The 24,728-nt window shown below is 63.0% G+C and carries 22 protein-coding genes, 1 tRNA gene and 1 rRNA gene; 22 read left to right on the top strand and 2 right to left on the bottom strand.

Annotated features, from left to right (window positions below; genetic code table 11):
• The 22 genes from rrf to J2X62_RS13900 form a co-directional block, all read left to right on the top strand.
• Positions 1 to 93: ribosomal RNA gene (rrf, locus tag J2X62_RS13795) — 5S ribosomal RNA — on the top strand; the annotation flags it as partial.
• A gap of 74 nt (positions 94 to 167) precedes the next feature.
• Positions 168 to 1,049: a M48 family metallopeptidase gene (locus tag J2X62_RS13800; protein WP_080729252.1), complete on the top strand. Its 882-nt coding sequence runs from the start codon at positions 168 to 170 to the stop codon at positions 1,047 to 1,049.
• Entirely contained in the window at positions 1,046 to 2,035 is a 990-nt protein-coding gene (locus J2X62_RS13805) for an HAD-IIA family hydrolase (RefSeq protein ID WP_094622214.1), read from the top strand. Before J2X62_RS13800 ends, J2X62_RS13805 begins: the two co-directional genes overlap by 4 nt.
• 64 nt (positions 2,036 to 2,099) lie before the next feature.
• The gene (locus tag J2X62_RS13810; protein ID WP_027497221.1) at positions 2,100 to 2,342 is read left to right on the top strand and encodes a hypothetical protein; all 243 of its coding nucleotides are present in this window, start codon (positions 2,100 to 2,102) and stop codon (positions 2,340 to 2,342) included.
• Between the two features lies 1 nt (position 2,343).
• Complete coding sequence (locus J2X62_RS13815; RefSeq protein WP_032372367.1) at positions 2,344 to 3,171, top strand: TlyA family RNA methyltransferase; 828 nt, start codon at positions 2,344 to 2,346, stop codon at positions 3,169 to 3,171.
• Positions 3,168 to 4,133: an NAD kinase gene (locus tag J2X62_RS13820; RefSeq protein WP_027497219.1), complete on the top strand. Its 966-nt coding sequence runs from the start codon at positions 3,168 to 3,170 to the stop codon at positions 4,131 to 4,133. Before J2X62_RS13815 ends, J2X62_RS13820 begins: the two co-directional genes overlap by 4 nt.
• A gap of 2 nt (positions 4,134 to 4,135) precedes the next feature.
• Positions 4,136 to 5,905 (top strand): DNA repair protein RecN, encoded by a 1,770-nt coding sequence (gene recN / locus J2X62_RS13825; protein WP_032366202.1) that lies wholly within the window; start codon positions 4,136 to 4,138, stop codon positions 5,903 to 5,905.
• Between the two features lie 84 nt (positions 5,906 to 5,989).
• The gene (gene steA / locus J2X62_RS13830) at positions 5,990 to 7,174 is read left to right on the top strand and encodes a putative cytokinetic ring protein SteA (protein WP_032366203.1); all 1,185 of its coding nucleotides are present in this window, start codon (positions 5,990 to 5,992) and stop codon (positions 7,172 to 7,174) included.
• Positions 7,171 to 8,118, top strand: coding sequence for a copper transporter (locus J2X62_RS13835; RefSeq protein WP_032370606.1), 948 nt, complete (start codon positions 7,171 to 7,173; stop codon positions 8,116 to 8,118). Before steA ends, J2X62_RS13835 begins: the two co-directional genes overlap by 4 nt.
• Positions 8,119 to 8,273: 155 nt before the next feature.
• Positions 8,274 to 10,007 (top strand): CTP synthase, encoded by a 1,734-nt coding sequence (locus tag J2X62_RS13840; protein WP_027497215.1) that lies wholly within the window; start codon positions 8,274 to 8,276, stop codon positions 10,005 to 10,007.
• On the top strand, positions 10,004 to 10,639 hold the full coding sequence (locus J2X62_RS13845) for an NUDIX hydrolase (protein ID WP_310181297.1): 636 nt from the start codon (positions 10,004 to 10,006) through the stop codon (positions 10,637 to 10,639). Before J2X62_RS13840 ends, J2X62_RS13845 begins: the two co-directional genes overlap by 4 nt.
• Positions 10,640 to 10,644: 5 nt before the next feature.
• Positions 10,645 to 11,559, top strand: coding sequence for a site-specific tyrosine recombinase XerD (gene xerD, locus J2X62_RS13850; protein WP_310181299.1), 915 nt, complete (start codon positions 10,645 to 10,647; stop codon positions 11,557 to 11,559).
• A 164-nt stretch (positions 11,560 to 11,723) separates the two neighbouring features.
• Entirely contained in the window at positions 11,724 to 12,689 is a 966-nt protein-coding gene (locus tag J2X62_RS13855; RefSeq protein ID WP_048320374.1) for a ParA family protein, read from the top strand.
• Positions 12,686 to 13,522, top strand: coding sequence for a segregation/condensation protein A (locus J2X62_RS13860; RefSeq protein ID WP_310181301.1), 837 nt, complete (start codon positions 12,686 to 12,688; stop codon positions 13,520 to 13,522). Before J2X62_RS13855 ends, J2X62_RS13860 begins: the two co-directional genes overlap by 4 nt.
• Complete coding sequence (scpB, locus tag J2X62_RS13865) at positions 13,519 to 14,202, top strand: SMC-Scp complex subunit ScpB (RefSeq protein WP_032384283.1); 684 nt, start codon at positions 13,519 to 13,521, stop codon at positions 14,200 to 14,202. Before J2X62_RS13860 ends, scpB begins: the two co-directional genes overlap by 4 nt.
• 12 nt (positions 14,203 to 14,214) lie before the next feature.
• The gene (locus J2X62_RS13870) at positions 14,215 to 15,396 is read left to right on the top strand and encodes a pseudouridine synthase (RefSeq protein WP_080729250.1); all 1,182 of its coding nucleotides are present in this window, start codon (positions 14,215 to 14,217) and stop codon (positions 15,394 to 15,396) included.
• Entirely contained in the window at positions 15,396 to 16,079 is a 684-nt protein-coding gene (cmk, locus tag J2X62_RS13875; protein WP_310181305.1) for a (d)CMP kinase, read from the top strand. Before J2X62_RS13870 ends, cmk begins: the two co-directional genes overlap by 1 nt.
• Complete coding sequence (gene der / locus J2X62_RS13880) at positions 16,076 to 17,524, top strand: ribosome biogenesis GTPase Der (protein WP_027497207.1); 1,449 nt, start codon at positions 16,076 to 16,078, stop codon at positions 17,522 to 17,524. The genes cmk and der overlap by 4 nt, the downstream gene beginning before the upstream one ends.
• An 85-nt stretch (positions 17,525 to 17,609) precedes the next feature.
• Positions 17,610 to 17,683, top strand: a tRNA-Pro gene (locus J2X62_RS13885).
• Between the two features lie 1,872 nt (positions 17,684 to 19,555).
• Positions 19,556 to 21,550, top strand: coding sequence for a hypothetical protein (locus tag J2X62_RS13890; RefSeq protein WP_310181308.1), 1,995 nt, complete (start codon positions 19,556 to 19,558; stop codon positions 21,548 to 21,550).
• A gap of 570 nt (positions 21,551 to 22,120) precedes the next feature.
• Complete coding sequence (locus tag J2X62_RS13895) at positions 22,121 to 22,288, top strand: hypothetical protein (protein WP_310181310.1); 168 nt, start codon at positions 22,121 to 22,123, stop codon at positions 22,286 to 22,288.
• Positions 22,289 to 22,474: 186 nt separating this feature from the next.
• On the top strand, positions 22,475 to 22,891 hold the full coding sequence (locus J2X62_RS13900) for a phosphate acetyltransferase (RefSeq protein WP_094717513.1): 417 nt from the start codon (positions 22,475 to 22,477) through the stop codon (positions 22,889 to 22,891).
• Positions 22,892 to 22,947: 56 nt separating this feature from the next.
• Here the strand turns inward: J2X62_RS13900 and hydA are convergent, their stop codons facing one another.
• Both hydA and J2X62_RS13910 read right to left on the bottom strand, forming a co-directional pair.
• Positions 22,948 to 24,363, bottom strand: coding sequence for a dihydropyrimidinase (gene hydA, locus J2X62_RS13905; protein WP_310181314.1), 1,416 nt, complete (start codon positions 24,361 to 24,363; stop codon positions 22,948 to 22,950).
• Complete coding sequence (locus tag J2X62_RS13910; protein ID WP_032366135.1) at positions 24,333 to 24,719, bottom strand: gamma-glutamylcyclotransferase; 387 nt, start codon at positions 24,717 to 24,719, stop codon at positions 24,333 to 24,335. Before J2X62_RS13910 ends, hydA begins: the two co-directional genes overlap by 31 nt.
• Positions 24,720 to 24,728: the final 9 nt, after the last annotated feature.

Consider the following 24,728-nt stretch of genomic DNA (forward strand, 5'->3'; position numbering starts at 1 on the left):
ACGCCCGGTCCCATTCCGAACCCGGAAGCTAAGCCCTCCAGCGCCGATGGTACTGCACTCGACAGGGTGTGGGAGAGTAGGACACCGCCGAACACCCGTTGTAAGAAGGGGACCCACTTGGTGGGTCCCCTTTTTGCGTTTGTACCCGAAAATCCGAAAGGACGCCCGTGTCGGAAGACAACAACGATCGTCGCCCCTCCCGAGCAGACGGTGGCAATCGCCCCAACGAGTCCCGAGATCGCAACCCCCGCGCTCAGGACCGTCGCGCCGACCCGCGTCGTTCGGACGGTCCTCCCCGCAGGCGTGGTGGGGAAGGTGGGTTCTCCGGCGATCGCCGCGGAAACAGCGCATCGTCCGACCGTCGACCCCCGCGGCCAGACGAGCCGGATCTGCCCGACGAGGTCGAAGCCGGCCAGCTCGAGCCGGCAGTGCGCCGGGATCTGCTGAGCTTGGACAAGAACAATGCCACTGCTGTGGCGCGTCACCTCGTGATGACCAGCCGCCTGCTCGACGACGACCCGCAGTTGGCGCTGCTGCACGCGCGCGCTGCTCGTCAGCGGGCCGGCCGCATTGCCGTCGTACGCGAGACGGCCGGTATCGCGGCATATCACGCGGGTGAATGGGCGGAGGCTCTGTCGGAACTGCGGGCGGCACGTCGAATGGCCGGCGGCCCCGGCCTCATCGCGGTCATGGCCGACTGCGAACGCGGACTCGGGCGCCCCGAGCGGGCCATCGAACTCGGTCGCAGCGACGAAGCGCGGGAACTGACCGGTGAAGAGGCGTCGGAACTCCGGATCGTCGTCGCCGGCGCTCGTATGGATCTCAATCAGTACGACCAGGCCGTCGTCACCCTCCAGACTCCCGATCTCGACGCGTCCCGGTCGGGTACGGCTGCGGCTCGTCTGTTCTACGTCTACGCCGATGCGCTCGTTGCTGCCGGTCGCGTCGACGAAGGTGTGAAGTGGTTCCTCAACGCTGCCGCGGCGGATGTCGATGGAGAAACCGACGCAGAAGAGCGGGTCGAGGAGTTGTCCGGGGGCAGTCGGTGACATTACTGCGCGACGCCCACGACGTTCTGCTGCTCGACCTCGACGGCACCGTCTACGCCGGCAAGGAACCCATTCCGGGTGCAGTGGAGGCGCTTTCGGGTGGTTCCGAGAAGCAGTTCTTCGTCACCAACAATGCCAGTCGCGCACCGAGCGATGTCGCCGAACACCTCCGCGAACTCGGTTTCGACACCACAGCGGAATTTGTCGTCACCAGTTCCGAAGCAGCAGCCCGAGTACTCGCGGACAGACTCGATCCTGGCTCACGCGTCCTCGTCGTCGGTACCGACGCCTTGGCGACCGAGATCGAGAAGGTGGGATTGACGCCGGTGCGCTCTGCTGACGACCAGCCGGTTGCGGTGGTTCAGGGACATTCGGTCGATACAGGGTGGCCCATGTTGGCCGAGGCGGTACTGGCTGTGCGTGCGGGCGCGCTGTGGGTCGCGACCAACGTCGATGCGACTCTTCCGACCGAGCGCGGCCTCGTTCTCGGCAACGGTTCGATGGTGGCAGCAGTGCGCAATGCCACCGACGTCGAGCCCATCGTTGCAGGCAAGCCCGCGGCTCCCATCATGCGTGACGCCGTCGAGCGAAGTGGTGCCAAGTCGGCGCTCGTGGTCGGGGACCGGCTCGATACCGATATAGCAGGCGCGAACGAAGCTGCCCTCCCGTCGCTGTTGGTCCTGACGGGTGTCAGTACCGCTGCAGAGTTGCTTCGTGCTCCGAAGCACCTGCGTCCCACTCACATCGGTAGTGATCTCGGGGTTCTGAACAAGGACGAGTCGGCGTCGAGGGTAGCCGGTAAGGATGGCTGGACGGTCGGCATCGACGACGAGGTCCTGTCCGTGCGGTTCGAGGGTGCTGCCGAGATGGATGCCTTCGAGGGTCTGCTCGCCGTCCTCGATATTGCGTGGTCGGGTTCGGAATTCTCGGACGTTCGCTTCGACGGGGATGGACTCGCCGATCTGCGCTCGTTGTTGGGTTGTTGACACGGGTTCGTGCAGTCGGCCGCGAGCGGGCGTTGGTCGGACCCATCCGATAGCGTGAGAGGTGATGAGCGCGTCGATTCCACTTCCAGGACAACACCGGCCGAACGCGGCCGGCGAACAGTCGTCCGCAGATCCGGACAGCATCAGGGCCGAGGTGTCGTCGCTGCTCGCGCAGCTCACCATCGGGTCGGAGGCAGGCCTCGACTCGGAGGCCGTCGATTCCGACGCCCTGGCGCGTGATGCGAGTGTGCTGGACCGGGCCCACGAAGTGCTGGTTCGGGCCTTGACGACCGTCGACAAGACCTGACGTGGCCCGTCGCGCACGTGTCGACGCAGAACTGGTCCGTCGTGGATTGGCCAGATCTCGTGAACACGCCTCCGAACTCATCGAAGCAGGCCGGGTGAAGATTGCCGGAACCGTGGCTTCGAAGCCCGCTACCGCCGTCGAGCCGGGCACTCCGCTGTTGGTGGCCGAGGAAGACAACGAAATCAGCTGGGCGTCTCGCGGCGCGCACAAACTGCTCGGTGCCCTCGACGCGTTCGAGCCACTGGGTCTGACCGTCGAGAACGCGCGGTGTCTCGACGCCGGTGCCTCCACGGGAGGTTTCACCGACGTTCTGCTCAGTCGCGGTGTGCGCGAGGTCGTTGCGGTCGACGTGGGTTACGGCCAGCTCGTGTGGCGGCTGCAATCCGACGAACGCGTGCACGTCATCGATCGCACCAATGTGCGTTCGATAGATGCCGACACGATCGGGGGCCCGGTCGACGTCATCGTGGCAGACCTGTCGTTCATCTCTCTGAAACTCGTTCTTCCCGCTTTCGTCGCGTGCTCCACGTCGGGTACGGACATGGTGTTGATGGTCAAGCCTCAATTCGAGGTCGGCAAGGATCGTGTCGGTTCCGGCGGCGTCGTGCGAGACCCGGCGCTGCGGGCGGAGGCCGTCGAGGACGTCGCGAATGCCGCGCTTGCGTCGAACCTGCGAGTCGAGGCGGTCGCCGCAAGCCCACTGCCGGGACCTTCGGGCAACGTCGAGTACTTTTTGTGGCTGAAGGCGGGCGCAGGTGACGGTTCGCCGCGTACCGACGTGGACGTCACCGAGTTGGTCCGTCACGCGATCGAGGAAGGACCACAGTGACTCCGTCCCATGCAGCACCGACACAGGAGTCCGTTCGGGAGATTCTTCTCGTCGCACACCCCGGCCGGCCGGACATCGCCGAGACGGCGCGCCGAGTGGGCAAAGTGTTCGACGAAGCGGGTATCTGTCTGCGGGTTCTCGTCGACGAAGTGGAACCGTCCAAGATCGAGGCATCGGACACCGAGGAACACGACCATGTGTTCGTGGCGGACATGAGGCTCAACGTCGTCGAGTTCGGTCCCGATGCGGCCGCCGGGTGCGAGATGGTTCTGGTTCTCGGCGGTGACGGAACGTTCCTGCGAGCGGCCGAGCTCGCACAGGCGGCCGACATCCCGGTTCTCGGTATCAACCTCGGCCACGTGGGGTTTCTCGCCGAGGCCGAGGCCGACCATCTCGAGGACGCGCTGGCGCGGGTCATGGCCGGCGACTACCGAATCGAACAGCGGATGACGTTGGACATTGCCATCCGAGTGGGCGACCAGGTCGTCGAGCGTGGGTGGGCCCTGAACGAGGCGAGCATCGAGAACGGTTCCAGGCTCGGGGTCCTCGAGGTCGTTCTCGAAGTGGACGGGCGTCCGGTCTCCGCGTTCGGCTGCGACGGAGTGCTCGTGTCGACACCCACGGGGTCGACGGCATATGCGTTCTCTGCAGGCGGGCCGGTGGTGTGGCCGGAACTCGAAGCCATACTGGTCATTCCGAGCAACGCCCATGCCCTCTTCGCGCGTCCGCTCGTCACCAGCCCCGAGTCGATCATCGCCGTCGAGATCGATGCCGGCGGACACGATGGTTTCGTGTTCTGCGACGGCCGCCGCACATTGGGGTTGCCGGCGGGAGCACGCGTCGAGGTCGTGCGGGGAGCATCGCCCATCAAGTGGGTTCGCCTCGATTCGGCACCGTTCGCCGATCGCATGGTCAAGAAATTCGAACTGCCCGTGACCGGGTGGCGGGGGAGAGCGAGGTAGGGATGCTCGAAGAGATTCGGATCGACAGCCTCGGAGTCATCTCCGGTGCGAGCGCACAATTTCACGAGGGGTTGACGGTTCTCACCGGCGAGACCGGTGCGGGCAAGACGATGGTGGTCACCAGCTTGCATCTGCTGTCGGGTGCACGCGCCGATGCAGGTCGGGTGCGGCTCGGTGCCCAAAGGGCCGTGGTCGAGGGGCGATTCAGCACCGACACCGCCTCGGAACAGGTGATCGAGGATGTCGAGAAGGTGCTCGAATCCTCGGGAGGTCAACGCGACGAAGACAATTCGATCATCGCCGTGCGAACGGTCAACTCGGACGGCCGCTCACGTGCACATCTGGGTGGACGAAGCGTCCCCGCATCGGTGCTGTCGAACTTCACCGATTCGCTGCTGACAGTGCACGGCCAGAACGATCAGTTGCGGCTGCTGCGCCCCGATCAGCAACTCGGTGCACTCGACCGATTCGCCGGTGATTCGGTTGCCTCTCTGGTGGCGAAGTATCGCGCCGCCCGTAAGACGTGGCTCGACGCACGCAACGAATTGATCGACCGCACCGAACGCAGCCGTGAATTGGCTCAGGAAGCGGACCGGCTGCAGTTCGGCCTGCAGGAGATCGACTCCCTGGCACCGGAGCCGGGTGAGGATCGCTCCGTGGCCGAGGATGTGCGCAGGCTCGGCGACCTCGATTCGCTGCGAGAAACCGCCGAGGGTGCCGCCGCGGCTCTCGTCGGGAGTACCGAGGAGGCGTCGGACACCACGTCTGCGCTGTATCTGTTGGGCGAGGCACGATCGCGTCTCGAACACGCCGACGACGCTGCTCTCACAGAACTGCTGCCCCGGTTGAACGACGCGATGGCCGTCGTCGGCGACATCGGTGCCGACCTGACCACGTATCTGTCGGATCTCCCGTCGGATCCAGGAGCTCTCGATACGATCCTGAACCGGCAGGCCGAGCTGAAGTCTCTGACGCGCAAGTACGCCGCCGACGTCGACGGTGTCATCGCGTGGGCCGAGGACGCTCGCGAACGTTTGTCTCGGATCGATACCTCTGCCGACGCGCTCGCGGAGCTGAGTGCGCGTGTCGAGTCGGCTGCGGTCGATGTCGCGGCCGCCGCGTCCAAGCTGAGCGCTGCCCGGTCGAAAGCGGCGACGAAGCTGTCCAAAGCCGTCAGCGTCGAGCTGGCCGGACTGGCGATGGGAAAAGCCAAGCTGCAGATAGATGTTCGATCGCTGCCGGCCGGACCGTCGGACACGGCACCGATCGTCGTCGACGGTACCGAGTTGCATGCGGGTAGTACCGGCGTCGACGAGGTCGAGTTCCGGTTGTCCGCGCACGACGGCGCCCAGGCGTTGCCGATCAGCAAGAGCGCGTCGGGCGGCGAGCTCTCGCGGGTGATGTTGGCGCTCGAGGTGGTGCTGGCGGGCTCCGACAAGGGCGCGACGATGGTGTTCGACGAGGTCGACGCCGGAGTCGGTGGTCGGGCAGCGGTCGAGGTCGGTCGTCGGCTCGGTCGGCTGGCTCGTACCCATCAGGTCATCGTCGTCACCCACCTGCCGCAGGTGGCTGCGTTCGCGGACACGCATCTGGTGGTGGACAAGACCGACGCCAAGAAGGGGGCGGCGAACAGCGGAGTCCGGACGCTGTCGTCCTCGGAACGCGTCGTCGAACTCGCCCGGATGCTCGCCGGGCTCGACGACACCGAGACCGGTCGCGCACACGCAGAGGAGCTGTTGGCCACCGCAAACGCGGATCGAGCTGCCCTGTAACTTTTGGTGCTGATGTGATCAGTGTGGTAGTTGTTTCGGCGCGCCTCCATGGCCGGGCGTGTCGATCGGGTCATCATGGTGGGCATGAAGATGCCGGCACTGCTGTCACGTAGTCAGGATTCGCTGCCCGGAATCACCGGGATCGCGCGAGTCGATCGCAACACGGCCAAGCTGCTCAAGCGGGTAGGCCCCGGCGACATCGTCGTTCTGGACGAGCTCGATCTGGACCGGTTGACCGCAGATGCGCTCGTCGAGGCCGGGGTGCTCGCGGTCGTCAACGCGTCGCCGTCGATCTCCGGCCGCTATCCCAACCTCGGCCCCGAGGTCATCGTCGCCAACGGGATCACCTTGATCGACTCGGCCGGCACCGAGATCTTCAAGAAGATCAAGGACGGCACCAAGATCCGGCTCAACGACGGTGGCGTCTACACCGGCGATCGCCGCCTCGCCAAGGGTGAGGAGCAGAGCGAAGCCGAGATCTCGGACAAGATGATCGAGGCCAAGACCGGGCTGGTCGACCATCTGGAAGCGTTCTCGGGCAACACGATCGAGTTCATTCGGACCGAGAGTCCGTTGCTGATCGACGGCGTCGGGGTTCCGGACATCGACATCGACCTCAAGGGTCGTCACGTCGTGATCGTTGCCGACGGGCCGGGGCACGCGGAGGACCTGAAGAATCTGAAGCCGTTCATCAAGGAGTACTCGCCCGTCATCATCGGCGTCGGTGCGGGCGCGGACACAGCGATGAAAGCGGGACACCGCCCGGATCTGATCGTCGGCGATCCGGAGGACGTCACTGCGCAGACACTCAAATGTGGTGCAGAAGTGGTACTTCCGGCCGATTCGGACGGACACGCGCAAGGTCTCGAACGCATCCAGGATCTCGGTATCGGGGCCATGACCTTTCCGGCGACCGGTGCTGCTGCGGACCTCGCACTACTGTTGGCCGACCACCACGGTGCGTCGCTGATCGTGTCGGTCGGTAGCCCGGCAAGCCTGGACGAATTCTTCGATCGCGGACGACGCAACACCAACCCGGCCGCGTTCATGACGCGTCTGAAGGTCGGTGCCAAGCTGGTCGACGCCAAGGCGGTGGCCACGCTGTACCGAAGCCGCGTGTCGGGCGGTGCAATTGCCCTGCTCATTCTCGCTGCGCTCGTGGCGGTGATCGTGGCGTTGGCAGTCTCCAACATCGGCGGCGAATCCTTGGATTGGGCGATCGATCTGTGGAACCGATTCGCACTGTGGTTCCAGGGGTTGCTTTCGTGATTTCGCTTCGCCAACATGCCATTTCGCTGGCTGCCGTGTTCGTTGCGTTGGCCATCGGCATCGTCCTCGGCTCGGGCCTGCTGTCCAGCGGACTGGTCTCGGGTCTGCGAGACGACAAGACGGGTCTCGAGAATCAGGTCGACGATCTGCAGTCGACCAACAATCAGCTCGGCGAGCAGCTGAACTCGGCCGACGGTTTCGATGCGGCGGTCTCGGGTCGAGTACTCCGAGACACCCTCGTCGATCGCAGTGTCGTGGTCATCACCACGCCCGATGCAGATCCCGGCGATGTCGACGGAGTCACGCGTTCGATCGGGGCGTCCGGTGCCACGGTCACGGGTCGGGTGTCGCTGACGGATTCGTTCGTGTCCGCGGCGAACGGCGACGATCTGCGCACGCGACTGACCAACGTCATCCCGGCCGGTGTGCAGTTGCGTACCGGGGCGGTCGACCAAGGAAGTCTGGCGGGCGACCTGCTGGGCTCGGTGTTGCTGCTCAATGCGCAGACGGCGCAGCCGCAATCGACGCCCGAGGAGCTGTCCCTCGCCCTCGAGACGTTGCGTAGCGGCGGATTCATCGCCTATGACAACGGGGCGGTCGCACCGGCGCAGTTGGCCGTGGTGGTCACCGGTTCGGGTGCCTCGGATGTCGAAGACGGCAACCGCGGTGCCATCGTCGCTCGCTTCGCAGGAGCTCTCGATTCACGCGGAGCAGGTGCGGTACTGGCAGGTCGTTCCGGTGCGGCCGAGGGCAACGGCTCGATCGCGGTAGTGCGAGCCGACTCGGCGTTGTCGTCTGCGCTCAGCACGGTGGACAACGTGGATCGTGAAGCAGGCCGAATCACCACAGTTCTCGCCCTGGCGGAGCAACTGGACGGTGCGTCGGGCCGCTACGGCACCGGAGCGAACGCGAACGCCGTCACCGTGGGAGCGCCGGTGAGCTGATCGGCTCTCGCGTCGAATACGCGTGTCGTTGGCGGTGAGGTACGTACTGGTGTTACCGTGAAGTCCCGTGGGTAGCAGGCCCAATTTCCACGCTTTACCTCTCTTATCAGCCCCCTGATAGGAGCAAGCCCTGCAGACTCGTCACGGGAGCCTCATTGTCACGCCTTCAGTCGCGTTCCGACACCAAGCACATCTTCGTCAGCGGAGGCGTCGCGTCTTCGCTCGGAAAAGGTCTGACGGCGTCCAGCCTCGGCCAGCTACTGACCGCACGCGGCTTGCGCGTGACCATGCAGAAGCTCGATCCGTATCTCAACGTCGATCCCGGCACGATGAACCCGTTCCAGCACGGTGAAGTCTTCGTCACCGAGGACGGCTCGGAGACGGACCTCGACGTCGGCCATTACGAGCGCTTCCTCGACCGTGATCTGTCCGGATTCGCCAATGTGACCACCGGCCAGGTCTATTCGACGGTCATCGCCAAGGAGCGTCGCGGCGAATACCTCGGCGACACCGTTCAGGTCATTCCGCACATCACCGACGAGATCAAACGTCGCATCCTGGCCATGAACGGTCCCGACCTCCAGGGCCATCAGCCGGACGTCGTCATCACCGAAATCGGCGGCACCGTCGGCGATATCGAATCGCAGCCGTTCCTCGAAGCGGCGCGGCAGGTCCGTCACGACGTCGGCCGCAACAACGTGTTCTTCCTGCATGTGTCCCTGGTCCCGTTCCTGGCACCGTCCGGTGAACTCAAGACCAAGCCCACCCAGCACTCCGTCGCAGCACTGCGCAGCATCGGCATTCAGCCCGACGCGTTGATCCTGCGGTGCGACCGCGACGTGCCGCCGGGGCTCAAGAACAAGATTGCGCTGATGTGCGACGTCGACGTCGACGGCTGCATCTCCACACCCGACGCCCCGTCGATCTACGACATCCCCAAGGTGCTGCACAAGGAAGGCCTCGACGCCTACGTCGTCCGGCAGCTCGGTCTGCCGTTCCGTGACGTCGACTGGACCATCTGGGGCGGACTGCTCGAGCGCGTCCACCAGCCCCGCGAAACCGTGCGCGTCGGCCTCGTCGGCAAGTACGTCGACCTGCCCGACGCCTACCTCTCGGTCACCGAGGCGTTGCGTGCCGGTGGATTCGCTCATCGCGCCAAGGTCGAGATCAAGTGGGTTCCGTCCGACGAGTGCTCGACGCCTGCGGGGGCTCAGGCTGCGTTGGGCGATGTCGATGCCGTGCTCATTCCCGGCGGATTCGGCATTCGCGGTATCGAGGGCAAGCTCGGTGCCATCGAGTTCGCTCGTACCCGCAAGATTCCACTGTTGGGGTTGTGCCTCGGTTTGCAGTGCGTCGTCATCGAGGCGGCTCGTTCGGTCGGCCTGACCGATGCCAATTCGGCCGAGTTCGATCCGGATACCAAGGATCCGGTGATCTCCACGATGGCCGACCAGGAGGACGCTGTTGCCGGCGATGCAGACCTCGGAGGCACCATGCGTCTCGGTGCCTACCCCGCGACGCTGCAGAAGGGTTCGGTCGTCGCGGCGTCGTACGGCACCGAGAACGTCTCGGAGCGGCATCGTCACCGTTACGAGGTCAACAATGTCTACCGTGATCGAATTGCGAAGAGTGGCTTGGTCTTCAGCGGTACGTCCCCGGACGGTCATCTGGTCGAGTTCGTGGAGTTGCCGGCATCGGTGCACCCGTTCTTCGTTGCTACCCAGGCGCATCCCGAGCTCAAGAGCCGGCCGACCCGTCCGCATCCGCTGTTCGCATCGCTGATCAACGCGGCACTGAAGTACAAGGCTGCCGAGCGGCTGCCGGTCGACATTCACGGTGACACCGCTGCGGCGGAGAAGTCGGACGCCGAGGCCGAGACCGTCGGATGAGCGGAAACGCGAGACACGAATTCACGACGCTCGGTTCGACGGTTCCGTACTCCGGCGCAATCCTCGCGCTGCGGCTCGATCAGGTGGCGATGCCGAACGGGCGTCGCGCCGAGCGAGAAGTGATCGAGCATCACGGCGCAGTCGGCATTCTTGCCGTCGACGATCAGGACCGCGTGGCGATGATCGAGCAGTACCGGCACCCCATCGGGCGTCGTCTCTGGGAGCTGCCCGCGGGCCTGCTCGACGAGCCGGGGGAGGAGCCCGTGCTGGCGGCGCAGCGCGAACTGGCCGAGGAGACTGGTCTCGCGGCCGGGAAGTGGTCGGTGTTGGTGGACGTATTGGCCTCGCCCGGATTCACCGACGAAGCGGTACGCATTTTCCTCGCCGAGGATCTGAGTGAGGTCGATCGCCCGGAGGCACACGACGAGGAGGCAGACATCGAGCTGTCCTTCGTGCCGATGGACGAGGCCGTCCGTCGTGCGTTGGCAGGGGAGATCGTCAACGCCTCCGCCGTGTCGGGAGTGCTCGCGTTGGCGGCAGCTCGTGCCACCGGCACCGAGTTGCGTCCGGCCGACGCCCCGTGGGCGGATCGACCCACGGCATTCGAGTCTCGGAAGAGTTCACGAAAGTAGCCACCGTGATCGGCGATCAGATTGCGACGTATCTCGATCATCTGGTGGTCGAGCGCGGGTCGGCACCGAACACGGTGTCGTCGTACCGTCGCGATCTGGTGCGGTACGAGCGGTTTCTGAGTGGGTACGGAATCACCGATCTGGCCAAGGTGACCGAGAACGACATCACCGAGTTCGTGCTCTACCTCCGGCGCGGCGACGACGAATTCCCGGCTCTCGCAGCCAGTTCGGCGGCCCGGACGCTGATCGCCGCGCGTGGTCTGCACCGCTTCGCCCTGGCCGAGGGCATGGTGGAGCGCAACGTCGCGAGCGAGGTGAAGCCGCCGCAGCCGGCCAAACGACTGCCGAAGTCGCTGCCCGTCGACCAGGTCGTGGCGCTGCTCGAATCGGCGTCCATCGCCGGTCCCGACGCACCGCGTGGCCTGCGAGACCGGGCACTGCTCGAACTGCTGTACTCCACCGGTGCGCGCATCTCCGAGGCCGTCGGTCTGGATGTGGACGACATCGACACCGAGGCTCGCTCGGTGCTCCTGCGTGGCAAGGGCGGGAAACATCGAGTCGTCCCGGTGGGGAGGCCGGCCATCGAGGCGGTCGACGCATACCTCGTGCGCGGGCGGCCGGGGCTCGTCGCCCGCTCGAATCCGGCGCTGTTTCTCAATGTGCGTGGCGGTCGACTGTCGAGGCAGAGCGCCTGGCAGGTATTGCAGGACTCCGCGCAGCGGGCCGGAATCACGGCCAGGGTCTCGCCGCACGTGCTCCGGCACTCGTTTGCGACGCACCTGCTCGACGGCGGTGCCGACGTCCGTGTCGTACAGGAGTTGCTCGGCCACGCGTCGGTGACCACGACACAGATCTACACCCTCGTCACCGTCACGACGTTGCGTGAAGTGTGGGCGGGTGCGCACCCGCGAGCGCGCTAGCACGCGGTCGGCAATCGTGTGTCAGCGTGTCCGATGACAATGCCGTCGCGTCAAGCGGTAGCGTTTGCGTGAACTACTCGAAGACGAACGGGACAGGGGAGCGCTGGAACGTGTCGACACCGCAGCCGCCAGCGGCGGAGTCAGCCTCGGAACCGTCGTGGGGCGTGCAGCCCGCCGTCACCCCCGATACCGGCGAAACGCATCCGTCTCATCCGCACAGCGATGGCGCTCTTTTCCATACACGTCAACCGGAATCCAGTCGGGAGACACGCGACATCATTCCTGCTCCGAACGAGCTCGGGCCCACCGGTCGCAAGACGAGGCCGGTTCCCGATCCGCAGCCGCTGGCCAGTCACGGCCCGGCCAAGATCATTGCGATGTGCAACCAGAAGGGCGGCGTCGGCAAGACGACGTCGACCATCAATCTCGGTGCCTCGCTGGCCGGTTACGGCCGTCGCGTGCTGCTCGTCGACCTCGACCCGCAGGGCGCACTGTCCGCGGGCTTGGGCGTCGCACATCACGAACTCGATCTGACGGTCTACAACCTCCTCGTGGAGGCGAAGGTGTCGGCCGACGACATCATCATGCGGACTCGCGTCGACAATCTCGATCTGATGCCGAGCAACATCGATCTTTCTGCCGCCGAGATCCAGCTGGTCACCGAGGTGGGGCGTGAGCAAACGCTCGGACGGGTACTGCACCCCATTCTCGACCGCTACGACTACGTGCTCATCGACTGCCAGCCCTCGCTCGGCCTGTTGACGGTCAATGCGCTGACCTGTGCCGACGAGGTCCTCATTCCGATGGAGTGCGAGTACTTCAGTCTTCGCGGCCTGGCTCTCCTCAACGACACCGTCGAGAAGGTGCGCGATCGGCTGAACCCGCGACTGAAGTTGGCCGGCATCGTGGTGACTATGTTCGACGCCCGCACGCTGCACTCGCGCGAGGTGATGACGCGGGTGGTCGAGGTGTTCGGCGACGTCGTCTACGACACCGTGATCACTCGCACGGTCCGGTTCCCCGAGACCAGCGTTGCCGGTGAGCCGATCACCACCTGGGCTCCCAAATCCGGCGGCGCGCAGGCGTACCGCGCTCTTGCGCGCGAGGTGATCTACCGGTCGGGTCCGTGACGGTCGACGCTGCCAACGAGGCGCCGATCGAGGTTCCCGCCGACGCGGATCCGTCGAAATTTCGGGTTCGGTTGCTCAACTTCGAGGGCCCGTTCGATCTGCTGCTGTCGCTGATCAGTCAGCACCGCATGGATGTCACCGAGGTGGCGCTGCACACCGTCACCGACGATTTCATCTCGTTCACCAAATCGCTCGGTGCCGATGTCGGACTCGATCAGACAACGGAGTTCCTCGTCGTCGCGGCGACGTTGCTCGATCTGAAGGCGGCTCGTCTGCTGCCGTCGGGTGATGTGGAGGACGCCGAGGATCTCGCGTTGCTCGAGGTGCGCGATCTCCTGTTCGCCCGGTTGCTGCAGTACCGCGCCTACAAGCAGGTGGCCCTGCTGTTCGGTGAGCTGGAAGCCGCTGCGCTACGGCGTTATCCGCGCTCGGTGTCGGTGGAAGATCGATTCGCCGATCTGATTCCCGAGGTGTTGCTGGGGGTCGATCCGGCCAGGTTCGCAGACATCGCAGCCGCAGCGTTTCGGCCCAAGCCGATCCCGCAAGTGGGCCTCGACCACATTCATCAGCATGCGGTCTCGATCCCCGAGCAGGCAGAGTGGTTGCTCGAGAACCTGCAGGGCCGGGGACTCAACGAGTGGGCATCGTTCTCGGAGCTGGTCCAGGACTGCGAAGTGCAGGTCGAAATAATCGCGCGCTTCCTCGCGTTGCTGGAACTGTTCCGGCAACAAGTGATCGCCTTCGAGCAACCCGAACCACTCGGCGATCTTCGAGTGAGCTGGACCGGCAAGGACGAAGGACCCATCGTGGTCACGGAAGAGGACTACGCATGAATGCCGACCCGGAACTCGAGCTCGAGGATGTCGACGAGTCAGGCGAACTCGACGACAACACGCTCGCGTCGGCACTCGAGGCGGTTCTGCTCATCGTCGATACTCCCGCCTCCGACGAACAACTGGCATCGGCTGTGGGCTCGTCGGTGGCCCGCGTACGTGCCGAGCTGAAACGGATGGCCGCGGAACTGACAGAACGCCGCAGCGGAATCGACCTCCGCTACGCCGGCGACGGGTGGCGTTTCTACACCCGAACCGCCTATGCGCCGTACGTCGAACGGCTGCTTCTCGACGGCGCTCGGTCCAAGCTCACACGTGCAGCATTGGAAACCCTGGCCGTGATCGCCTATCGTCAACCGTTGACCCGCGCACGAGTCAGCGCCGTACGTGGAGTCAATGTCGATGGAGTGATGCGTACGTTGCTCGCCCGTGGACTGATCTCCGAAGCAGGAACGGACCCGGAGACGAACGGCACGATGTACTGCACCACCGAGCTGTTCCTCGAACGGCTCGGGCTCGCATCGCTCGGTGATCTACCCGAACTGGCACCGCTGTTGCCGGGAGTGGACCTGATCGACGAGATCAGTGACAGCATGGACACCGACCCCAGAACGACCCGCTCCACCAAGAACCGCGGATCGAAACCCGATCCGGCAGCCGAGCTCGACTCGGACGACTGATAGGTAAGACAAGTGAACAAGCCCGCTCGCCGTGATGGCACACCGGACCGTAACAAGAGACAAGACCCACGCAGGAAGCCCACCGCAGGTCGGTCGGACACCCCGCGTGACGCACGCCGCGGAGATCGCACCCGCGACGCCGCACCCCGGGACGGCGCTCCACGCGCCGGTGCACCCCGAACCGGCGCCCCTCGCACCGGGGGACCACGCGCAGGCGCTCCCCGCACCGGTGGCCGACCGGCCCCGCGCAGAGGCGTCGAGCAGGGGGAATCGTTCGAGAACAAGCCCGTCGAGACGGGCATCAACGATCGCAGCAACGACGCGGTGCCCCGCAAGAAGCCGTCGCGCCCCAAGCCGCCGAAGCCGCAGAAGAAGCAGGCTCCGGCGACCACCATCAGCAACGCCAAGCCGGCGAAGCATCAGTACACCGACTCGTCCCCGCGCAAGCACGTGCCTGCCGGTGAGGGTGTTCGGTTGCAGAAGGTGCTCGCGCAGGCCGGTGTCGCGTCGCGTCGGGCCGCGGAAGAGCTGATCGCCGACGGTCGCGTCGAGGTGGACGGACGCATCGTCACCGAGCAGGGCATCCGCATCGATCCGAACATCGCCGTCGTTCGCGTCGACGGCACTCGTGTCGTCGTGAAGGAAGAACTGGTTCATCTCGCGATGAACAAGCCGCGCGGATGGCAGTGCACCATGTCGGACGATCTGGGTCGTCCGTGCGTCGGCGACATCGTCGCCGAGCGCGTGCAGGCGGGTCAGCGTCTGTTCCACGTCGGTCGGCTCGATGCCGACACCGAGGGACTGTTGTTGTTCACCAACGACGGTGACCTTGCTCACCGGCTGATGCACCCGTCCTACGAGGTGTCCAAGACCTATCTCGCGACGCTGTTCGGCACCATTCCCCGCACGCTCGGCAAGCAGCTGCGCGAAGGCGTCACTCTCGACGACGGCCCGGTGAAGGTCGACGGCTTCCAGCTGCTCGATATCTCGGACGGCAAATCGCTCGTCAAGGTGACGTTGCACGAGGGCCGCAAGCACATCGTGCGTAGGTTGTTCGACAAGGTCGGATTCCCGGTGGGACGCCTCGTGCGTACTGACGTCGGCAACATCGTGCTCGGCGATCAGCGTCCCGGAACACTGCGTGTTCTCGGCCGCGGCGAGATCGGCAAGCTCTACGAATCCGTAGGCCTGTGATGAGTGCGCTCGTCGTGGCGATGGACGGGCCTTCGGGCACCGGTAAGTCGTCGGTATCGCGCCGGCTCGCGTCGGCACTCGAAGCAAGCTACCTCGACACCGGTGCGATGTACCGCGTCGCAACGGTATGGGTGCTGCGTTCGTGCGTCGAGCCCACCGATGCAGACGCAGTCGCGAAAGTTGTTGCAGCCCTTCCCCTCGAGATCGGGAACGATCCACTGTCGGAGACCGTCTTGCTCGACGGAGAGGACGTCAGCGGCGAAATCCGCGGCGACGCAGTGACCAAGGCCGTCTCGGCCGTGTCCGCGGTGCCTGCGGTGCGCGAGCTGCTGGTGCAGATGCAGCGCGACCTCGCCAACTCGTCGACGCGAATTGTGGTGGAGGGTCGCGACATCGGCACCGTCGTGCTTCCCGACGCCGACGTGAAGGTGTTCCTGACAGCCTCACCGGAGGCGCGTGCGGAGCGCCGCAACAAACAGAACATCGAACAGGGTCGCGATGACGACTACGAATCCGTGCTCGCGGATGTGCAGCGCCGCGATCATGCAGATTCGACGAGGGCAGTGTCACCGCTTCGTCCCGCTGAGGATTCGGTGATCGTCGATACCAGCGAGCTGGATCTCGACGGCGTGATCGAGCGTTTGCTGCTCGTGGTGAACGACAGAAGTGGAGCAGTGCAGTGAGTGAAGAATTCTTCTCCGGCGCAGCGGAAACCGCGGGCGACGGAACGTGGAGCGACGAGGGCGAGTGGGAGTACGTCGACCTCAACGAGGGTGAGGACGGCGAAGATGCTGTAGCCGTACCGACTCTCGCCGTGGTGGGCCGACCGAACGTCGGCAAGTCGACGCTCGTCAACCGCATCATCGGCCGCCGCGAAGCAGTGGTCGAGGACGTCCCGGGCGTCACTCGCGACCGCGTGTCGTACGAGGCGAACTGGAGTGGTCGACGCTTCCTGGTGCAGGACACCGGCGGTTGGGAGCCCGACGCCAAGGGGCTGCAACAGTCCGTTGCGCGCCAGGCCGAGTTGGCGATGAACACCGCCGACGCGATCCTGTTGGTCGTCGACGCGCGAGTCGGCTCGACGACGACGGACGAGGCTGTCGCACGAGTGTTGCGTCGGTCGAAGACCCCGGTTCTGTTGGTGGCCAACAAGGTCGACGACGGCCGCACCGAGTCCGAGGTCGCCGCACTGTGGTCGCTGGGTCTGGGGGAGCCGCTGTCGGTCTCGGCCACCCACGGCCGCGGTACCGGTGATCTGCTCGACCGTGTGCTCGAGGCGTTGCCGGAGACTCCGCGCGAAGGTATCCCCGGTGGGGGACCGAGGCGTGTCGCTCTGGTCGGTAAGCCGAATGTCGGCAAGTCGTCGCTGATCAACAAGCTCTCGGGTGACGAGCGTTCGGTGGTGCACGATGTTGCAGGCACCACCGTCGACCCGGTCGACTCGTTGGTCGAATTGGGCGGCAAGACATGGCGATTCGTCGATACGGCAGGACTGCGCAAGCGCGTCAGTCATGCCAGCGGTGCCGAGTTCTACGCGTCGCTGCGCACCAAGTCCGCGATCGAGGCAGCCGAGGTCGCGATTCTGCTTCTCGATGCCTCTCAGGTGATCTCGGAGCAGGATCTGCGTGTGCTGAGCATGGTCTCCGATGCCGGCCGCGCGCTGGTCTTGGCGTTCAACAAGTGGGATCTGGTGGACGACGACCGTCGTCAGCAGCTCGAGAAGGAGATCGACCGCGATCTCGCGCGCGTGCCGTGGGCCCAGCGGGTGAACATCTCGGCGCACACCGGCCGTGCTGTGCAGAAGCTGGTTCCCGCACTGGAGACGGCTCTGGAGTCGTGGGACAAGCGTGTCCCCACCGGACGCCTCAACACGTGGCTCAAAGAGGTCGTGGCAGCCACCCCGCCGCCGATGCGTGGCGGACGCCTGCCTCGCATCATGTTCGCGACGCAGGCCAGCACACGCCCGCCGACGTTCGTGCTGTTCACCACCGGCTTCCTCGAGGCCGGCTACCGCCGATTCATCGAGCGGCGTCTGCGTGAAGAGTTCAACTTCGACGGCAGCCCCGTTCGCGTCTCGGTACGTATCCGCGAGAAGCGGGAACGGCCAGGCAAGGGCAACAACCGCTGACCTCGTCCGACCCGGCCCCTGAGCAGGCGATTTCCTCTCAGGGGTAGGGCTGGGGTAATCTCAGCAAGCGCCTTTCGAGGTGCGGCGGGCTGTGGCGCAGCTTGGTAGCGCACTTGACTGGGGGTCAAGTGGTCGCAGGTTCAAATCCTGTCAGCCCGACACAGAGCAGTTCAAAGACGGTTCCGGAGAAATCCGGACCCGTCTTTTTGCGTTCATTTGTCAGGTGGATTGAGCTTCTCCGCACTACTGGAAGCACTCTGTCAATTCAAGTTTACCCAGCCACAACGACATACTATTGAGTCGACGGCTCAGCACGATGAACGCCTCAGTTCCGTGGCGTAAGTCTGTATCACGGGTCTGGTCGCGGCGGCGGATAGTGGTGAAAGGCTCCGCCCATAGCCGGTGGGTAGTCATCTTCGAATCGGACGATCATGGAGTAACCGGGCAGCAGGGGCAGCAGGTGTCGCGCGCTTTCATTACAACGGAGCTACATGAGGCAAAGACAGAGTAGTAGCAGTGCTCGCAAAGTAGACCAATGCCCCGGCTTGAGCGGATCGTCACGTACGATTCGGTAGCGGCTCGCACTTGGTGCGCAATCGCTCACGAGGTGGAGGGGTACTTCTTTGCGCGAGGTAACGTTGCTTCAGTTGGGAGATGTTCACTTCCCTGACTACGACTCTGAGTTCGATGTAGACGTTAAGGACGACGCTTTCCCAACCCGATTGGTTGGATCGACCTCAAAGACGATGCTCTCCGCATCACTCCGATCAGCGGCCAGGCAACGGGAAGAGCGTGGGGCTATCTTGATGATCGTCGGAGACATCACCACGAACGGCAACTCGGATGGCTACATGGCGTCAGGAACTGGCTTGCTTCGCTACCGCCTTGGTCTTGAATAGGCTGACTGGCTCAATGCCGACGCATTGTCATATGCATCTCCGACCCGTGACCGCGCTCAACGAAATTACCCGCTGGCGCTCACTGAAATTTCCTACCCGTGTAACACTGCCACGGAGAGCGGGTCTCTCCGGAGACTAAAAGTCTCTCACCACAGGCCAGTTACCCGAAGGAGACCCGCTGCTCATGCTTACGCTTGGGTGGGGCGTGGGAATAAACGCCCTGCATCAACGAGTCTGGAAGATCGCTGACATCGTGTGGCATACCGGCCGCGACCGTAGGTCGGGACTGTTCCGATTTCGGTTGACTCGGGATATTGGGTGGTGCGGTGCAGTCTGCCTCAGACGACGCCGCACTACCGTCGTCCCCATGAAACGACCGCCCATGCAAGCAGCAGCGTTTCGGCGTCTTGCTTCGCAGGTGCCAGAACATGCGGCGACCGCAGAGCTGTTCCGGTCCGACGACCGTATCGCGGAGAACTTCGGTGGGTTACGCGTCGGATATCGTGCGGGCGGACAGAGATGCAGACTGACATTCGCGATACGTGTGGGGGGCGACGTACACGCCGCGGTGATCGGACGCGCGGCTGATGGACTCGCCACGGTAGTTCGCGCATGCATGTGGTCGATAGACCTCAGTATCGGTGTCGGCGAGGGAGGAGCTCCCCTCGAGAATAGGATCGATACTTACGTCAGAATCTTGTTGGCTCTTTTGAGATCTCGATTTCCACATCTGCGATCTTCCATGCGTTTGCTGCTGGGAGGTCGTGCGTCTGAGAGTGTTCGCGGGGGCGCGGTGGCAGTTTTAAGATGTCAGTATCTGTGAATACCGCCCGTCACGGGTGCCGCCACGCGGGTAAGTAACTCCGGAGAACGAATCAGCGTCCTTGCTGAGATCTTGTTGGAATACGCATTGGGGTGCCGGGAACTGGACAGCTTGCCTGACGTCGGATCTTTTTACTTTTGGTGTCATTCGACTAGATGAACTTTGGCTCGAAACAGATGCTTTGTGTGGCGGTTTCTTGGCAATGCCTTTAAATTCATATATCTGCAACTTGGCGAGCTAATAACATGGAGGCGCGCACACACCCGATTGCGCAGTTCCCCGGATTGGATTCACTTGAACTCTGAAGTAGTGTCGTTCGACCCGGTAGACTACGTCGGAGAGTCTGCTGAATCAATCCACACATGGCGTACCCCCAGTTGGAAACAGCGGGTGGTAGGTCGGGTGGCGACCCGTGCATTGTCCATCATTACGGTGGTGTTGATGACGTTTGGTCTGGTCGCACTATTGCCCTTCGGTACGAATTCCCGCGCGGTGATTCAGTACGAATCCAGGCTCCACTATGAAGTGGCGGCCTGGCTGATATCGGGGTCGATGGTGGCGTTGCTCTTGCGGATTCTAATAGGACTCCGCGCGGCAAGAAGGTATCGAAAGCGGATATCGCTGTCGTTGCCAACTGTCGTACGGTCGTGTCCTGACGCAATCACCAGAGTCCGTGAGACCGTTGAGGCGGCATTTAATCGCTTTAATGATGTCGAACTGGCTTCGGCAGCTTTGCATCTTACTCAGCCTTCAGTGGCATCCCCCCGTGTTGGGCACCGGATATTGCTTTCTGGAAAGTATGACGAGCACGAGTTAATTCGTAGGGTTGACCAGATTCGGCAAGCAGATTCATACGAGCAACTTGTAGTTGTCCACAGAGTTCGGAAATCTGCTTTGCTGTCAGATTTTCAGATCAAAATTGATGGAAAGGAATGGACAACACTAAGCCAACGCGACTCATCTTTAGTTTTGGTTGGAGCACTCACCGCACTGTATGACCGGTTCGAGTCGAAGACCGTTGATGAGGAGCGATTCACGTCGCTACTCACCGCTGTGCTTGCCGACCACCCGGTTGAAGAGTCTAGCTCTGAAGTTTCTGATGGCGAGGCCGCGGATTTCGGTTCCGTGAGTACTCTTGAGAGGTACTTGGCGACCCTTGAGCTATCTCTGCTGAATCAGAACAGCGAGAGAGGGCTGGAGGTGCATAATTTCATCTCGAACCTACGCGAGTTGTCCAAGTACTACATCATATGGACTGGTATTCCAGTCCCCGCGGTCGACGGCCAAGTCTCTACTTCATCGCCTGCGTGGAATCGTGTTTGGTACCGATATGTGGTCAGAAGTCGTCCAAAGACTAAGGACTGGAGCGAGCTTGTTCGGGTGGCAATCGGCTTGTTTCCGCGAAAGCTTCGATACTTGGCACCTGTGGCTTTGGAGGCTCGTAGCTATCACCTCGATTTGGTGGTGCCGGAGGGATTTTATCTTTACGAGTCCGGCCTAGAATTCATCGAGACGTCACCACTGAGCTGGAGTAACGCCGAATCCTTAAGGCGGCTTCAAATGATCCAGAAGGCAGTAGCCGATCGACTGTCCATGCGAGATCGTTTCGCTTATGTTCTGCATCGGAGGCGAGGGTACGAGCGCAAACTAGCGATGGGTCCGCCGAGTGCACGGGGGTTCTTTAAGTTGTCGGGTGTAGGAAGCATGCATGCTCATGCATACCTCAGAAACATCTCACGCGTCTATTCAACTAACTCTCACGGGCGGTATCCAAGTGGGATCGTTCCCGCGGTGCGTTTCGAATTGAGGGAGCAACCCCCTGGATTCTTGCTGCCCGTAATGCTTATATCGGCATATACTGCCGCGCTTGTATGGGTTGTCGGTGCCCTGTATACATCTGTGTTCATGCCCGGGTTGGCAATACCTACGGTTTGGGCTACGGTGTTGTTTGGTATTCCCGCTATAGTTTCGGCGTGGGTGATTACAAAGTTTTCAGCGAGTGCAATTGGGAAAGTGTCTCTGGCCGTATTTGTTGTATCAATGTGGACGATTGCCAACTCTATACTTGCTGTAGCAATTTCTGCGATCACCGCTAGCCGGCCTAAACCCTGGGCTTGGGGTGGTGAACCAATTAAATTTTACACTTCGGGGCCATCGATTGATTTTATTGATCTCAAAAATGAGCTGAATGTTTTAGATGTTCTTTGGTACTTGTTGTTGCTCTCGACAGTCGCGAACCTAGGTGTAATTTTGTTAATGTTAATTACGAGGTATTGTCGTTATATGCTTCGGTCGCGATCGTAATCCCGGCTGATATGTTAGAGGAGTGAAGATGTCGAATGATATGTATGGGCAGTCAGAAATTGGTACTCGGTCAAGGGTTGTGTTGGTGTCGGAGGGATTCCAATCTCGAACATTGTCTTCGAATGATCGTGTGTTGAACTCTGCCGTCGATGAGTCCAGCGCTAGGTACTCCCTTCGTGGGACGGAATCGGCGGTGATGTCTGTCGTAACTGATCAGAAAAAGTTGGACGCGGGGGCAACGCTCGAATATCATCGAGGCGCTGTCGCGGCCTCGCGCGCGAAGCGCTCAGTTCCGTAGAATTCCAGGGTAATCATCCGAAACGATGACACGACTTCGATACCCAGTTTGCTTCCCTACAACTAGGAGAGATCCTGACCCGACACGACGACGCCCTGGTCGTCGTTGTCCCTCCCTCACGAATCGCCAGCCTCGACCTTGACTTGAAGGGCTTTTACTGTCTCGGGCCTGACTGCCATCGGTGCCGTCACCGTGGCCGCAGGCAGAGCGCCTGACCTTCGGCCCTCGCCCGAATCGCCGGCTCCCACGCCTTTGCAGATGTACCTGCGCCCATGACCGGTGATCTGGTGGTGGTAGGCCTGGGCGGCACGCTCGTCGACCGGGTTGGGGCGTTTCGGCTGACGACCGAACTGTTCGCGTGCGAACACGGCCTCGGCAGACACGCCGTGAAGCAGATCGTCTCGATCGACGGCGCGGGGTGCATCCGGGTGGGCAGGTAACAGATGCGATGTCGGCGGAGTTGCAATGGACCGTTCGGACAGCTCCGAGTCGTGGACGGCCGATGGCTCTGTCGGCCAACATCTTGCTCTGCGGTCGGCCAGGTCGACCCACGAGCGGTACTGGTGTCGATCTCTTCCAGTCGGGTAATGGTTCGAGAGATCACTGCACTAGGGCATCATGGGCCTATGAGTGATCTCGAGTACCTCGCCACTTTGCTCGCTGCGCTGGACGCGGAGATCGCGCGAGTTTCGGCCTCCGAGTCCGAGGAGCAGGCGTCGGCCATCGACGACGCAGCAGCCGCCGTCTTCCGGTTGCGTGAGAAGGTCAAGGCCGGTTACCCCGGCAAGAAGGCCTACTACCTTGCGGCGTCGACCGATCCCCAGGGGATCAGAGTCGAGGGAATTTCTGCCCTGCACGGCAAACGCGCCCACGAACTGGTCCAAGACGGTGGCTGGATGCACTCAGATTCCAGCACTGTTCTCGATGCTCTCGATGACGACCAAATCAGTCGGTACCACGCGATCGCTGGACGCGGTGTAGCGCAGACGTTCCGGGACTCACGCAAATACTTGGCAGAGGCAACAGGTCTCGCCGATAAATAGACCTGAGTGGCAGCACGGTCGGGTAGCTGAACCCGCCGACGGTAAAGGTCTGGGCCTCACATACTGAATGCTCCGCTGAAGTCGAGCGGTGCTGCTTCGAGGTGGCGTCCGCGGGGAGTGGCGTCGACGAGTTCTCCATTCTGGACAACAATCTCGCCGCCCACAATCACGGTGACCGGCTTTCCTCGAAGTCGATGCCCCTCGTAGGGTGTGTAGTCGGTCGCCATGTGCAGTGTTTCGGTGGTCACCGTCCATTCCAGTTTGGGATCCCAGATCGCGATGTCGGCGTCGGACCCCGGCATCAGCGATCCCTTGCGTGGATACAGGCCATTGGTGCGCGCTGGATTCGCCGAGGTCAATTCCACGAATCTGCTGGCAGTCAGACCCAATCCGTCTACGTAGTGCGAGTAGATCACCGGTAGACGCGTCTCGACACCGGGCAGTCCGTTGGGCATGTGCCGCACGTCGTGGCTGTGCACCTGCTTCTGTGCGGTGTCGTAGCAGCAATGGTCGGAACCGATGGTGGTGATGTGCCCGGTGAACAGGTGACGCCCGAGTTCCTCGACCACCTCGGCCGAACGCAGCGGTGGGCAGCAGACAAAACGTTCGGGTTGCTCACCCTCGTAAGCCGAGTCGTCGAGGATCAGATGGTGAGCGACCGATTCGGTGAAGGCGACGAGCCCTCGCTTACGCGCGTCCGCGACCAGTTCGACTGCAGCCGGAGTCGACTGATGAACGAAATAGACCGGCGCGCTCTGTGACTCGGCGATCGCGAGAATGGCGGCGACCGAGGCAGTTTCGGCAAGCTCGGGCCGGGTCTGCGACATGTGTGCTGCATCGACTCCGTCCGACGCGGCTGCGAGGTTCTGCGCGTCGGTCACAATTGCGTCGGACTCGCAGTGGATGATGACCATTCCGCCGAGATCGCGAGTGGCCTGCATCGTGTTCAGAATGGTGTGTTCGTTCGCCATCGTTTCACCGGCGTAGGTGGTGAACATCTTGACCGTCCGGATGCCTGCGTCCGCCAGAGTCTGCAGCTGGTCCGCGGTGGTGTCGGTCCACTCGACGACGCAGGCGTGCAGAGCCGAATCGCACAGTCCGCTCGACGCTTTCGCACGCTGTACCTCGGCGGCGTCCAGCGGCTGTTGACCGGGACGGGGGATGGCGAAGTCGATGATCGTCGTGGTGCCGCCGAACACGGCCGCCGTCGTGCACTCGAAATACGAATCGAGCGAGGTGAATTCGCCGGAGGTGAACCCGACGTGGCAGTGTGGATCGACTCCACCCGGCATCACCAGTTTCCCGGTTGCATCGATGACCTCTGCTGCCGCGTCGACCTCGCTCCCTGGGGTGAGCACCGCAACGACTCTGCCGTCGTCGATGAGCAGGTCTGCCGGAGCGGCCCAATGGGATTCGACGACCGTCCCACCGCGCACGACCTTCATCGTGTGCTCGCGAGGTAGGTCAGCCATCCGCCGCGGTCGCTGATGTCGGTGACGCCCGTGTCCGTCAGATAGCTCTCGCGCATTCGCATCGACAGGGAGCCCGAGCCATCCGCCAACTCGATGACCCCGAGTTCGAGTTCCTTCGGTTCCCTGGGCAGGAGCTCGTCGCGCAATACGTCGTACTCGACCTCGTAGAGCTCGCCCGGTACCACGAATCCATCGGTTGAGACCGGGTGCAAACCGGGGAATTCGTCACGCACGGAGAAGAATCGGTATTTCGGTGCGGTATCGACTTTCCCCACGAATCGCGCCTTGTGCAACGCGTCGTTCAGGGTGCCGCCGGACATCGCCTGTCCGTTGACGAACATCGTGACCAGTGCCATGCGAAGCCT

This window comes from Rhodococcus sp. 3258 (assembly GCF_031456475.1).
Lineage (GTDB): Bacteria > Actinomycetota > Actinomycetes > Mycobacteriales > Mycobacteriaceae > Rhodococcoides > Rhodococcoides fascians.